The organism is Rhizobium aethiopicum (assembly GCF_014197535.1).
GTDB classification, from domain to species: Bacteria; Pseudomonadota; Alphaproteobacteria; order Rhizobiales; family Rhizobiaceae; genus Rhizobium; species Rhizobium aethiopicum_A.
Genome location: NZ_JACIFV010000033.1, coordinates 16,094 through 29,811 on the forward strand (window position 1 = coordinate 16,094; position 13,718 = coordinate 29,811).

Below are 13,718 nucleotides of genomic sequence, written 5' to 3' on the forward strand. Positions count from 1 at the left end.
AACGCCGCCCATTTCTGCGCCAGCAATTGACATTAGACAAACGAATAGTAGTGATGGCTATCATCGAATTTTTCTATGGCTTGCCAATGCACGAGGTTATCGAAAGCGACCTTCTCAGAACCTTTTTGGTCGTCGCCGAGACGTCGAATTTCTCCGCGGCCGCGCAGCGCATCGGGCGCACGCAATCGGCCGTCAGCACACAGATCAAGAGGCTCGAGGCGGCGATTGGCGAGCCCCTTTTCGAGCGCGGCGCCCGCGGCGTGCAACTCACGCGCCAGGGCATACAGCTCGTTCCCTATGCCCGTAGGGTCATCGATCTCCTGAACGAGGCCGCCGCGACGATCCGCAGCAAACCGCTGGATGGGCCGGTGCGCATCGGAATTCCCGAAGAATACAGTCAGACGGTGCTGCCGGCAGCGCTTGCGGCTTTCGCCGTGCGCCATCCGGCGGTCGAGGTCACCGTCTCCTGTGATTATACATCACGCAACCTTGCCGCCCTGGAGCGGGACGAACTCGATCTGGCCGTCGTTTTCGACTGGAGCGACCAGAGGAATGGCGAGGTCATCTGCATCGATCCCACAGTCTGGGTCACCTCGATGGTCCACCGGCTGCACGATCTCGACCCCCTCCCCGTTGCGACCTATCGCAACTCCACCTGGTCGCGTGATTTTGCGCTCCGGTCGCTGGAGCAGATCGGCCGCAACTATCGCATTGCTTTCATCGCCGATACGGGTTCGGGACTGAAGAATGCGCTGACCGCGGGCCTTGCCGTGACAACGCTTTCGCGCAGCAGCATCCCGCCCGGCTGCCGGGAGCTGACCGCCGAAGACGGTTTCCCGCCGGTCGATTCCTCGAAGGTCGTGCTCCGCTGCAGCACCTACCGTTCCACCGAAGCCATCCGCGAGCTCGCCGAGATGATACGGGACGCGTTCCAGCCTACGTCGCCGCCGCCAGTGGCGTGATGCGGCGGCGCAAGCGGCGCCGGGTCTCGGACGGGCTTTCGGAAAAACTCGCCCGGTAGCTTCTCGCAAAGGCCGAAGCCGAATTGAAGCCGGTCGCTGCCGCGATGTCGGCGAAAGAGGCATTCGTCTCGATCACCTTGCGGCGCGCCGCATTCAAGCGCAGCGCGAGATAATGCACATGCGGCGGTGCGCCGATGTTCTGCTGGAAGAGGTCCTGCAGATGCCGGGCGCTGATACCCACCCGGCGGGCGAGCCGCGCCAAAATGAGCGGCTGCTCGATATGTTCCTCCATCAGCCGCACCGCCTGCGCCACGCGGGGATCGTGCATTCTCAGCCCCGCCGAGGCGGCCGAAAGCGGCTCGTCGGCATGAAAGGAAGGCTGCTCGTAGCGGAACAGTCGGCTGACCTCGAGCGCCAGCGAATAACCCTGCCGCTGCCTGATGACCTCGAGCATCAGGTCGACGGTCGGAAGCGAGCCTGATGTCGTCAATCGCTTGCCGTCGATGACGAAGCGGTCCTTCACGGCCCGCACCTCTGGATAGGCGAGCGCAAAATCCTCGTAATCCTCCCAGTGGACAGTCGCCGGCTGTCCGTCGAGCAGGCTTGCCTCGGCGAGCAGCCATGTGCCGGACTCGATGCCGGCAATCATCGTGCGGTAGCGGGCGGCCTGGGAGAGCTGCATCTTCAGCGCCGGCGTGGCGCTTCGGCGCCAGTTGTAGCTCGCGAGCACGAACAGCGGATTATCCTCTGCCGTCGCCTGGAAGATTCCTTCAGCAGGCACCGCGATATGGCTGGTGGTCGGGACCGGCGCCCCGTCCGGCGTCAGCAGCCGCCAGCGATAGAGCTCGCTGCCGGAGATGCGATTGGCGCCGCGCAGCGGCTCGATGACCGACGCGATCAGGATCAGGTTCGTTTCCGGCAGGACGAGAAGGTCGATATCGAGCCGGTCCGTTGATCGCTGCAGCAAGCTCCCCTCCTTTTGTTCCGATAATGTATCAACGCGTTCCAAAAATGCAAAGCATCTCTGCCGATCCTGCCGCGTAATGCTTGGTAAGACGGGGAGAACAAAAACATGCCTCTAGCGATGAACCGCGATGTCTTCATCACCTGCGCCGTGACCGGCGCCGGCGATACGGTTTCCAGATCCAGCCACGTTCCCATCACTCCCAAGCAGATCGCGGAGTCCGCGATCGACGCCGCCAAGGCTGGGGCGGCCGTTGTTCACTGCCATGTCCGCGATCCGGAAACGGGGGCTGCCAGCCGCCGCAACGATCTCTACAGGGAGGTCACCGACCGCATCCGTTCGGCCGATATCGACGTCGTGCTCAATCTCACCGCCGGCATGGGCGGGGACCTGATCTTTGGCGATGTCGAAAGCCCACTGCCCCTCAATGCGAAGGGCACCGACATGGCGGGCGCCAGCGAGCGCGTCAGCCATGTCGCCGAGTGCCTGCCGGAGATCTGCACGCTCGACTGCGGCACGATGAACTTCAATCTTGGTGACTATGTGATGACCAATACGCCGGCCATGCTGCGGGCGATGGCGAGCAAGATGACGGCTCTCGGCGTGCGGCCGGAGATCGAGGCCTTCGACACCGGCCACCTCTGGTTTGCCAAGCAGCTCGCCGAGGAGGGCCTCATCGAAGACCCGGTGCTGATCCAGCTCTGCATGGGCATTCCATGGGGTGCGCCCGACGATCTCAACACCTTCATGGCGATGGTCAACAACGTGCCTGCGAGCTGGACCTTCTCGGCCTTTTCGATCGGCCGCAACGCCATGGCCTATCCGGCAGCGGCGGTTCTGGCCGGCGGCAATGTCCGTGTCGGCCTGGAGGACAACCTCTTTATCGGCAAGGGGCAGCTCGCCACCAATGCGCAGCTCGTCGAAAAGGCCGTGCAGGTGGTCGAAGGCATGGGCGGGCGCATCATCGGACCGGAAGACGTCCGCAAGAAACTCAAATTGACGAAGCGCTGAGGGCGGCATGACAGGGATCAGCAAGGCAGCTTGTATCGGCGGCGGCGTCATCGGCGGCGGATGGATCGCCCGTTTCCTGCTCGCCGGCATCGACGTCGATGTGTTCGACCCGCATCCGGAGGCAGGCCGGATCGTCGGCGAAGTGATCGCCAATGCCGAAAAAGCCTATGCCATGCTGACGGGCGCGCCGTTACCGCCGCGCGGCAGGCTAACCTTTTGCAGAACGCTCGAGGAAGCCGTTGCCGACGCCGACTGGATCCAGGAAAGCGTGCCGGAACGGCTCGACCTCAAGCGCGGCGTGCTGACGCAAATCGATGCCGCGGCCCGTCCCGATGCATTGATCGGCTCTTCTACCTCTGGACTGTTGCCGACCGATCTGCAGCACGACATGAAACATCCCGAGCGCCTCTTCGTCGCCCATCCCTACAATCCGGTCTATCTGCTGCCGCTGGTCGAAATCGTCGGCGGCGCAAAGACCTCGGCTGCGACCATCCAGGCGGCGATGGAAAGACTGCCGCCGATCGGCATGAAGGGCGTCCACATCGCCAAGGAGATCGAGGCCTTCGTCGGCGACCGGCTGCTCGAAGCGCTCTGGCGCGAGGCCTTGTGGCTCATCCACGACGACATCTGCACCGTCGAGACGCTCGACGACGTCATCCGCTATTCCTTCGGCCTGCGCTGGGCGCAGATGGGCCTGTTCCAGACTTACCGCATCGCCGGCGGCGAGGCCGGCATGCGCCATTTCCTCGCCCAGTTCGGGCCCTGTCTCGCCTGGCCCTGGACCAAGCTCACCGATGTCGTCGATCTCGACGATGCGCTGATCGAAAAGATCGGCCGGCAATCCGACGAGCAGGCGGCCGGCCTTTCGATCCGGGAGCTCGAACGCATCCGTGACGAAAATCTCGTCGGTATTCTCCAGGCGCTGAAGGGCGGCGATAGCGGCAAGGGCTGGGGTGCCGGCAAGCTGCTGAAAGATTTCGAACAATCGCTCTGGGGGCAGGGCGGCGAAGCGGCGGCTTCCGCCGATCCGTCGAAGCCGCTGAGGCTTGTCGAAACCAAGGTAAACCCTGCCTGGGTCGACTATAATGGCCACATGACCGAGCACCGCTACCTGCAGGTTTTCGGCGATACGTCAGACGCGCTGCTGCGCCTCGTCGGCGTCGATCTTGCCTATGTCGAGGCGGGCCACAGCTACTATACGGTCGAAAGCCATATCCGCCATCTCGGCGAAGCCAAGCTCGGGCAGGCGATCCATTCGACCTGCCAGGTGCTCGCCGCCGACGACAAGCGGCTGCATGTCTTCCACACTCTGCAGGATACGGCGACGGGCGAGACTCTCGCGACCGCCGAGCACATGCTGCTGCATGTCGACAGCAAGGCAGGCAAGTCCGTGCCGGCGCCGGCCGCTGTGCTCGACAAGATCAAGGCGATCGCCGCTGCTCATTCGGAATTGGCGCTGCCCGAAGGTGCCGGCCGTTCCGTCGGTCAGAGGCGGTAGGAGGAGCGACATGGATTTCGGTCTCAGCCAGGAACAGGAAATGATCGTTGAGACGGTTCGCGGCTTCGTCGAAACCGAAATCTATCCGTATGAGAACGAGGTCGAGCGCAGTGGCATCGTCCCGCCGGAGCTCGGCCGCGAGATCCAGCGCAAATGCATCGAGCTCGGCTTCTACGCCTGCAATTTTCCCGAGGAGATCGGCGGCGCCGGCCTCGATCAACTCACCTTCACGCTGGTCGAGCGGGAGCTCGGACGCGGTTCGCTGGGGCTGACGGTTTTCTTCGGTCGGCCCTCCGGCATCCTGATGGCCTGCGAGGGCGAGCAGCGTGAGCGTTATCTGCTGCCGGCGGTGCGCGGCGAGAAGATCGACGCGCTCGCCATTACCGAGCCCGACGCCGGTTCCGATATGCGCGGCATGAAATGTGCGGCCCGCCGCGATGGCGGTGATTTCGTGCTGAACGGCACGAAGCATTTCATCTCGCATGCCGACGTCGCCGATTTCGTCATCGTCTTTGCCGCGACCGGCGAGGAGGAAACGCCGAAAGGCATCAAGAAGAAGATCACTGCCTTCCTGGTGGATCGAGGCACGCCGGGGTTCGAGATCCTCAAAGGCTACGATTCCGTTTCGCATCGCGGCTATCACAACTCAACGCTGAGCTTCGAAGATTGCCGCATTCCTGAAGCCCAGGTGCTGGGCGAGGTGCATCGCGGCTTCGATATCGCCAATCAATGGCTTTACGGCACGCGGCTGACGGTTGCCGCCACCTGCGTCGGCCGGGCGCGCCGCGTCTTCGAAATGGCCCTGCCCTATGCCGCCGAGCGCAAGCAGTTCGGCAAGCCGATCGGTGCCAATCAGGGTGTGTCGTTCAAGCTTGCCGATATGATCACCGAGATTGACGCGGCCGACTGGCTGACGCTTGCCGCCGCCTGGCAGGTCGACGCCGGCCGTCCCGCTGACCGCCAGATCGCCTCGGCCAAGCTCTACGCCTCCGAGATGCTGGCTCGCGTCACCGACGAGGCGATTCAGATCTACGGCGGCATGGGTCTGATGGACGACCTGCCGCTTGCCCGCTTCTGGCGCGACGCACGCGTCGAGCGGATCTGGGACGGCACCTCCGAGATCCAGCGGCATATCATCAGCCGCGATCTGCTTCGGCCTTTGGGAGCGTGAACCGATGACCTCTCGCCCGCTCGACCGCCTGCTCAGACCGCAAACGATCGCCGTCTTTGGCGGCCGTGAGGCCCGCAGGGTGATCGAGCAGTGCGACCGCATGGGCTTTTCAGGCGAGATCTGGCCGGTTCATCCCAAACTCGACGAGGTGCTCGGTCGGCGGTGTTATCGCTCCGCATCCGATCTGCCATTGGCTCCGGACGCCGCCTTCGTCGGCGTCAACAGGACGCTCACCGTCGACATCGTGCGCAGCCTTTCTGCTGCCGGCGCCGGCGGAGCGGTCTGTTATGCCTCAGGCTTCAGCGAGGCGACGGCGGAACTCGGCGACGGCGCAGATCTGCAGCAGGCCCTGCTGGCGGCGGCGGGCGACATGCCGATCCTCGGCCCCAACTGTTACGGGCTGATCAATGGTCTCGACGGCGCACTGCTCTGGCCCGACCAGCACGGGATGAAGCGCATCGAATATGGTGTCGCGATCCTCACACAATCTTCCAATATCGCCATCAACCTGACCATGCAGGCACGCGGGTTGCCGATCGCCTATGTGGTGACGGCAGGCAACCAGGCGCAGACATCACTTGCCGATGTCGCCTGCGCATTGATCGACGATCCGCGCATCACGTCGGTCGGCCTTCATGTCGAAGGTTTCGGCGATCTCTCCGGCCTCGAACGCCTTGCCGCCACTGCCCGCCAGTTGAAGAAGCCGGTCGTCGTGCTGAAGGTCGGCAGGTCGGAACAGGCAAGACATGCGGCGGTGTCGCACACCGCCTCGCTCGCCGGCAGCGATGCGGTGGCCGATGCCGTGCTTGCCCGGCTCGGCATAGGCCGTGTCCAAAGCCTGCCGGCCTTGCTGGAAACCCTGAAGCTGCTGCATGTCGCCGGCCCTCTGCCAAGCCATTCGATCTCATCGATGAGTTGTTCCGGCGGCGAGGCTTCGCTGATGGCCGATGCCGCCGTCGGCCGCGATGTCGAATTCCCGGCGCTGGAGCCGCAACAATTGCCGCGTCTGCGGCGGGTCCTCGGCGAGATGGTGGCGCTTTCCAATCCGCTCGACTACCACACCTTCGTCTGGGGCGATTTCGAACGCCAGACCGAAGCCTTCAGCGCCATGTTCGAAGGCGGCTGTGCCCTCAATCTCGTCGTCCTCGATTTTCCGCGCGGGGATCGCTGCGATGCGGCCGAATGGGCGACGACGGCGGACGCGGTGATCGCCGCGGCCTCCGCCACCGGTGCGTTAGCCGGCCTTCTCTCAACCCTTCCGGAGAATATGCCGGAGCCGGTCGCCGATCGGCTGATGGCGAATGGCATCGTCGCCTTCTCGGGCATCGACGAAGCCATCATTGCGGCGGAAGTCGCCGCCCGTATTGCCAAGGTCTGGGATCGCCCGCCTCCCCTGCCGCTGCTCGACGTGCCGTCCGTGGACGGCGAAATCGAGACGCTGACGGAAGCCGACGCGAAAACGGAACTTGCTGCCTGCGGCCTCCCTGTTCCCTGGGGGCTGCAGGCTTTTTCTCCCGGTGAAGCCGCCGAGCAGGCCGAGCGGCTCGGTTTTCCCGTCGTGCTGAAGGGGCTCGGCATTGCGCACAAGACCGAGGCCGGCGCTGTCGCGCTCAACCTCAAGGATAGTGAGGCCGTGTTGAACGCGGCGGCGAAAATGCCGTCGAATGGCGGATACCTCGTCGAGAAGATGATCGATCCGCCGGTCGCCGAGCTCATTGTCGGCGCCAGCCGCGACCCGATCTTCGGATTGTCGCTGACATTGGGAGCGGGCGGAATCTTCGTCGAACTGATCGAAGATTCCGTCGTCCTGCCGCTTCCGGCGACGAAAGCCGATATTCGTGCGGCGATTTCGCGTCTCAAAATTGCGAAATTGATGCATGGCTATCGCGGGCGACCGAAAGGCGATTTCGAAGCCACTATAGACGCCGTCGCAGCTACGGCAGAATATGTCGTAAAGAATGCGGTGCGCCTGGAGGAACTGGACCTTAATCCCTTGATGGTTCTTCCCGAAGGGCGCGGTGTTGTTGCAGTCGATGCTCTCATACGGCGAAGGAGGTAGCATAGGTTTGAGCGACCACATTCGTACACGACGTGACGGCGGAGTACTGGAAGTCGTCATCGACCGGCCGAAGGCGAACGCCATCGACCTTGCGACCAGCCGCGTCATGGGATCGATCTTCCAAGATTTTCGCGACGACCCGGAATTGCGCGTCGCCATCGTCACGGGCGCGGGCGAAAAGTTTTTCTGTGCCGGCTGGGATCTGAAGGCTGCCGCCGCTGGCGATGCGGTCGACGGCGATTACGGCGTCGGCGGTTTCGGCGGTCTGCAGGAACTGCGCGACCTCAATAAGCCGGTCATCTCAGCGGTTAATGGCATCTGTTGCGGCGGCGGGCTGGAGATCGCGCTTTCGACCGATCTGATCATCGCCTCTGAGCATGCCACCTTCGCCCTGCCGGAAATCCGCTCGGGCACGGTCGCCGATGCCGCTTCGATCAAGCTGCCGAAGCGCATCCCCTACCACATTGCTATGGATATGCTTCTAACGGGCCGCTGGCTCGACGTTCATGAGGCGCATCGCTGGGGTTTCGTCAATGAGATCCTGCCGGCCGAGCGGGTGATGGAGAGGGCCTGGGAGCTTGCCCGGCTGCTCGAAAGCGGGCCGCCGCTCGTCTATGCGGCCATCAAGGAAATCGTGCGCGAAGCGGAGGGTTCGACGTTCCAGACTGCGATGAACAAGATCACCAAAAGGCAGTTTGCGACCGTCGATCGGCTCTATTCGAGCGAAGACCAATTGGAAGGCGCGCGGGCTTTCGCGGAGAAGCGAAGCCCCATTTGGAAAGGACGATAAGGAGGCGGCGGCAACCGCGCATTTTCCCGCATGATGCGGGCACCGGAGGTGGAGAGGAAACCGCCTGCGATCCTGCCCGGAAGTTCTGTCAACGCACCAAAGAAGGAACTGGGGAATGAACGACTATACGAAATATCTCGCAAGCCGCGTCACCGCCGGCGGGCTCAGCCGCCGCGAATTCATGGGACGCGCCATGGCGGCGGGCATCACACTTGCCGTTGCCGACAAACTCTTCACCGAAAGCGCGCAAGCCGCCGAACCGAAGCACGGTGGTCACCTGAAGCTCGGCCTCGAAGGCGGTGCCGCCACCGATTCCAAGGATCCGGCGAAATTTCTGTCGCAGTTCATGTTCTGCGTCGGCCGCTGCTGGGGCGATATGCTGGTCGAATCCGATCCGCTGACTGGGGCTGCCGTGCCGGCGCTCGCCGAATCCTGGGAGCCGTCAAAGGATGCGGTCACCTGGACCTTCAAGATCCGCAAGGGCGTCAAGTTCCACAACGGCAAGGAACTGACGATCGACGACGTCGTTGCAACGCTGAAGCGCCACACCGACAAAAGCTCGGAATCAGGCGCGCTGGGCGTTCTCGGCTCGATCAAGGAGATCAAGGCCGATGGCGGCAATCTCGTCCTGACGCTCAGTGAAGGCAATGCCGATATGCCGCTGCTGCTGTCGGATTACCATCTGGTGATCCAGCCGAATGGCGGCGTCGACGATCCGCTGGCCTCGATCGGTACCGGACCCTACAAGCTGACGAGCTTCGAGCCCGGTGTGCGCGCCACTTTCGAGAAGAACAAGGACGACTGGCGCAGCGACCGCGGCTACGTCGATTCGATCGAGATCATCGGCATGAACGACGCCACCGCCCGCATCGCGGCCCTGTCGTCGGGCCAGGTGCACTACATCAACCGTGTCGACCCGAAGACCGTCAGCCTGTTGAAGCGCGCACCCAACGTCGAGATTCTCTCGACAGCCGGCCGCGGCCATTATGTCTTCATCATGCATTGCGATAAGGCGCCGTTCGACAATAACGACCTGCGCCTGGCGCTCAAATACGCCATGGATCGCGAGACCATGGTGCAGAAGATCCTCGGCGGCTACGGCAAGGTCGGCAACGACTTCCCGATCAACAGCACCTATGCGCTCTTCCCCGAAGGCATCGAGCAGCGCACCTACGATCCCGACAAGGCTGCCTTCCACTATAAGAAATCGGGCCATAGCGGCTCGGTTCTCCTGCGCACCTCCGAAGTCGCCTTCCCCGGCGCCGTCGATGCGGCTGTCCTCTACCAGGAAAGCTGCAAAAAGGCCGGCATCGACATCGAGGTCAAACGCGAACCGGGTGATGGCTACTGGACCAACGTCTGGAACGTCCAGCCTTTCTCGACCTCCTATTGGGGCGGGCGGCCGACACAGGATCAGATGTATTCCACCGCCTATCTCTCGACGGCGGACTGGAACGACACCAAGTTCAAGCGCCCTGACTTCGACAAGCTGCTGCTGCAGGCGCGCGCCGAGCTTAATGAAGCCAAACGCAAGGATATGTATCGCACCATGGCGATGATGGTGCGCGACGAGGGCGGCGTGATCCTGCCGATGTTCAACGACTTCGTGAACGCCTCCACCAAACAGGTGAAGGGTTATGTCCATGACATCGGCAACGATATGTCGAACGGTTACGTCGCAACCCGTGTCTGGCTGGACGCCTAGCGGCGAAGGGCGCACGCCCTTCCGATCCCCAACGAAGCCGGGACCGTGGGACAAAACCCGCGGTCCTCCCGACGTTTCAGCGCTAGGTCTTCGCCATGACCAATCCTGCCCCAAGCAATGTCCTGCCCGGTCTCCGGTTCCGGCAGCGTTTTCCGCTGTTGGCCCTCATTCTCGAGCGCTTCGTGCTCAGCATTGTCCTGCTCTTTGCGGTGTCCATCCTGATCTTCGGCGGGCTGGAAGCCCTGCCCGGCGATTTTGCCACCACCTATCTTGGCCAGTCGGCGACGCCGCAGGCGGTCGCCAATATCCGTCGGGACCTTGGGCTCGATCGCCCGGTGACGACGCGTTATGTCGAATGGCTCGGCAGTGCCGTTCAGGGTGACTTCGGCACCTCCTGGGCCAGCAAGAACTCGGTGAGCGAGCAGATTGGCAAGCGACTCGGCAATTCGCTCTTCCTGGCGGGTTTCGCGGCTGTCATTTCAGTGCCGCTCGCCGTCGGCCTCGGCATGCTGTCGGTGCATTTTCGCAACCGCATGCCCGACAAGATCATCAACGTAATCTCGCTGGCGGCGATCTCGCTGCCGGAATTCTTCATCGGCTATCTGCTGATCCTGTTTTTCGCTGTGAAGTTCGGTATGGCGACCTTTCCGGCGACGGTCTATGACAGCATGGGCTTGGTCGAGCGCTTGAAGGCGATCGCCCTGCCGACGGCGACCCTGGTTCTCGTCGTGCTCGCGCACATGATGCGCATGACGCGGGCAGCGATCCTCTCCGTCATGTCCTCGGCCTATATGGAGACCGCCGAACTGAAGGGTTTGAGCGCCTTCCGCGCCATCGTCAAACACGCCGCCCCGAATGCGCTCGCGCCGATCATCAATGTCGTCGCGTTGAACCTTGCCTATCTCGTGGTCGGCGTCGTCGTCGTCGAGGTGGTCTTCGTTTATCCCGGCATGGGGCAATATATGGTCGATGCGGTCACCGTACGCGACATGCCAGTCGTGCAGGCCTGTGGCCTGATCTTCGCGGCCGTCTACATCTTCCTCAACATGACGGCCGATATTCTGGCGATCATCGCCAATCCCAGGCTGAGGCATCCGAGATGAGAGCAAGAGACATCCCCATCACCGCCTGGATCGGCATGGCCGGCATCGCCCTCGCCTTCATCTTTGCGCTCTTTGCGCCCTGGATTGCTCCCTATGGCGAAACGCAGGTCGTCGGCGACGTCTGGCAGCTGCCTGACGATAAGTATCTCTTCGGCCTCGACAATCTCGGTCGCGACATCCTCTCGCGGCTGATCTATGGCGCGCGCACGACGCTGCTGGTCGCCTCCGCCGCCACGATCATCTCCTTCTCGCTCGGTGTCATCCTGAGTTTTACGGCAGCGGTGTCGCGCGGGCTGATCGACACGGTCTTTTCGCGGTTCAACGACCTGATGATGTCGATCCCGACGCTGATCTTCGCGCTGGTGGTGCTGGCGGTCCTGCCGCAGAATATCGTCGTCCTGATCCTCGTCATGGCCGTTCTGGATTCCACCCGCGTCTATCGTCTCGGCCGCGCCGTGGCGCTCGATGTCGCGGTGATGGAATTCGTTGAGGCGGCGAAGCTGCGTGGCGAAGGCAAGCTCTGGATCATCTTCCGCGAGATCCTGCCGAACACGCTGTCGCCGCTTTTGGCCGAGTTCGGGCTGCGCTTCGCCTTCTCGATCCTGTTCCTCTCGACGCTTTCCTTCCTCGGCCTCGGCATTCAGCCGCCCGCCGCCGATTGGGGCGGCATGGTCAAGGACAATAAGGATGGCATCATCTTCGGCATATCTGCCGCCCTCGTACCGGGTACGGCGATCGCCGTGCTCGCCATCTGCGTCAATCTGGTCGTCGACTGGCTCCTGAAACGCACATCCAGCCTCAAGGGAGGGCGCGGCGATGCCTGAGCTTCTTTCCGTCCGCAATCTGAAGATCGAGGCGACCAGTTATCCGCCGGGCGAACCGCCGAAGCGCGTGACGATCGTCGACGGCGTTTCCTTCGATCTTCAGAAGGGCAAGGTTCTCGGCCTGATCGGAGAATCCGGCGCCGGCAAGTCGACCATCGGCCTCTCGGCACTGGCCTATGGCCGCGGCGGCGCCGAGATCACCGGCGGCGAGGTGCGGCTCGGCGGTACCGACATTCTGGCGCTCGGCAAGAACGGCATCCAGAAAATCCGCGGCGCCCGGGTCTGCTACGTCGCGCAATCGGCCGCGGCCGCCTTCAATCCGGCGCACAGGCTCGGCGATCAGGTGATCGAGGCGTCGGTCAAACATGGGCTGATGAGCAAGGACGAGGCGCGCAAGCGCGCGCTCTACCTGTTCCGCGTCCTCGGCCTGCCCAATCCGGAGACCTTCGGCGAGCGTTTTGCCCACCAGGTTTCCGGCGGTCAGCTGCAGCGGGCGATGACGGCGATGGCGCTCTGCCCTAACCCTGAACTTATCGTATTCGACGAACCGACCACGGCACTTGACGTCACGACGCAAATCGACGTGCTGGCGGCGATCAAACATGCGATCGAAGAAACCCATACGGCCGCCCTCTATATCACCCACGATCTTGCCGTCGTCGCTCAGATCTCCGACGACATCATGGTCCTGCGCCATGGCCAACAGGTGGAATACGGCAGTGTCCAGCAGATCATCGAGGCGCCGCGGGAAGATTATACGCGCGCCCTTGTCAATGTCAGGCAAGCCTATCGCGAGGAGGCGGCCGACCAGTCCGCGGCGCTTCTCAGGATAGAGAACGTCAGCGCCGAATATTCCAATGGCTTCAAGGTTCTCCACGATCTGTCGCTGCACGTGCCGAAGGGACAGACACTTGCGGTCGTCGGCGAATCCGGCTCGGGAAAATCGAGCCTGGCGCGCGTCATCACCGGACTTTTGCCGCCGAGCAGCGGCCGCATTGTCTTTGGCGGCACGGTGCTGATGCCGGCTCTCAAGAGCCGGACGAACGATGATCTCCGGCGCATTCAGCTGATCTATCAGATGGCCGATACGGCGATGAACCCGCGCCAGACGGTGCGCGACATCATTGGCCGGCCATTGACCTTCTACTACGGCCTGAGAGGTGCGGAAAAGACCGCCCGGGTGAAGGAATTGCTCGACCAGATCGAAATGGGCAAAGGCTTCGTCGATCGCTACCCGGCCGAACTCTCCGGCGGCCAGAAGCAGCGCGTGGCGATCGCCAGAGCCCTTGCAGCAAAGCCTGAGCTCATCCTTTGCGACGAGCCGACCTCTGCGCTCGATCCGCTGGTGGCGGAAGGTATTTTGAAGCTGCTGCTGCGCCTGCAGAAAGAGGAGCAACTATCCTATATCTTCATCACCCATGACATCGCGATCGTCCGGGCGATTGCCGACAGCGTGGCGGTCATGCATCGCGGCAAGCTCGTCCGCTTCGGTCCCAAATCCCAAGCGCTATCGCCGCCCTTCGACGATTACACCGACCTGTTGCTGAAATCCGTACCGGAGATGGAGATCGGCTGGCTGGAGCGGGTGCTGACGACGCGGAAGATGGCAAGCGCCGGGAATTGAAGGCTCG

At 62.8% G+C, this 13,718-nt stretch carries 11 protein-coding genes; 10 read left to right on the forward strand and 1 reads right to left on the reverse strand.

Annotated elements, in window-relative coordinates:
- Positions 1-86 precede the first annotated feature (86 nt).
- A complete protein-coding gene (locus GGD53_RS28190) occupies positions 87-962 on the forward strand; it encodes a LysR substrate-binding domain-containing protein (protein WP_184460035.1) in 876 nt (291 codons plus the stop codon).
- On the opposite strand, the gene GGD53_RS28195 is transcribed toward GGD53_RS28190, so the two are convergent.
- Entirely contained in the window at positions 937-1,929 is a 993-nt protein-coding gene (locus tag GGD53_RS28195; protein WP_184460008.1) for a GlxA family transcriptional regulator, read from the reverse strand. The genes GGD53_RS28190 and GGD53_RS28195 overlap by 26 nt on opposite strands.
- Positions 1,930-2,034: 105 nt before the next feature.
- Between GGD53_RS28195 and GGD53_RS28200 the strand changes: the two genes are divergently transcribed.
- The 9 genes from GGD53_RS28200 (at position 2,035) to GGD53_RS28240 (ending at position 13,711) form a co-directional block, all read left to right on the forward strand.
- Entirely contained in the window at positions 2,035-2,937 is a 903-nt protein-coding gene (locus GGD53_RS28200; protein ID WP_184460009.1) for a 3-keto-5-aminohexanoate cleavage protein, read from the forward strand.
- Positions 2,938-2,944: 7 nt separating this feature from the next.
- The gene (locus GGD53_RS28205; protein ID WP_184460010.1) at positions 2,945-4,435 is read left to right on the forward strand and encodes a carnitine 3-dehydrogenase; all 1,491 of its coding nucleotides are present in this window, start codon (positions 2,945-2,947) and stop codon (positions 4,433-4,435) included.
- 10 nt (positions 4,436-4,445) lie between these two features.
- Positions 4,446-5,606: an acyl-CoA dehydrogenase family protein gene (locus GGD53_RS28210; protein ID WP_184460011.1), complete on the forward strand. Its 1,161-nt coding sequence runs from the start codon at positions 4,446-4,448 to the stop codon at positions 5,604-5,606.
- A 4-nt stretch (positions 5,607-5,610) separates the two neighbouring features.
- The gene (locus GGD53_RS28215; RefSeq protein ID WP_184460012.1) at positions 5,611-7,665 is read left to right on the forward strand and encodes an acetate--CoA ligase family protein; all 2,055 of its coding nucleotides are present in this window, start codon (positions 5,611-5,613) and stop codon (positions 7,663-7,665) included.
- Between the two features lie 7 nt (positions 7,666-7,672).
- Positions 7,673-8,455 carry a carnitinyl-CoA dehydratase gene (locus GGD53_RS28220; protein WP_184460013.1) on the forward strand — a complete coding sequence of 261 codons (783 nt, stop codon included), beginning with the start codon at positions 7,673-7,675 and terminating at the stop codon, positions 8,453-8,455.
- Positions 8,456-8,570: 115 nt separating this feature from the next.
- Entirely contained in the window at positions 8,571-10,160 is a 1,590-nt protein-coding gene (locus GGD53_RS28225) for an ABC transporter substrate-binding protein (protein WP_184460014.1), read from the forward strand.
- 95 nt (positions 10,161-10,255) lie between these two features.
- Positions 10,256-11,263, forward strand: coding sequence for an ABC transporter permease (locus tag GGD53_RS28230; RefSeq protein WP_184460015.1), 1,008 nt, complete (start codon positions 10,256-10,258; stop codon positions 11,261-11,263).
- Positions 11,260-12,087, forward strand: coding sequence for an ABC transporter permease (locus GGD53_RS28235; RefSeq protein WP_085780699.1), 828 nt, complete (start codon positions 11,260-11,262; stop codon positions 12,085-12,087). The genes GGD53_RS28230 and GGD53_RS28235 overlap by 4 nt, the downstream gene beginning before the upstream one ends.
- A complete protein-coding gene (locus GGD53_RS28240; protein WP_184460016.1) occupies positions 12,080-13,711 on the forward strand; it encodes an ABC transporter ATP-binding protein in 1,632 nt (543 codons plus the stop codon). The genes GGD53_RS28235 and GGD53_RS28240 overlap by 8 nt, the downstream gene beginning before the upstream one ends.
- Positions 13,712-13,718 lie beyond the last annotated feature (7 nt).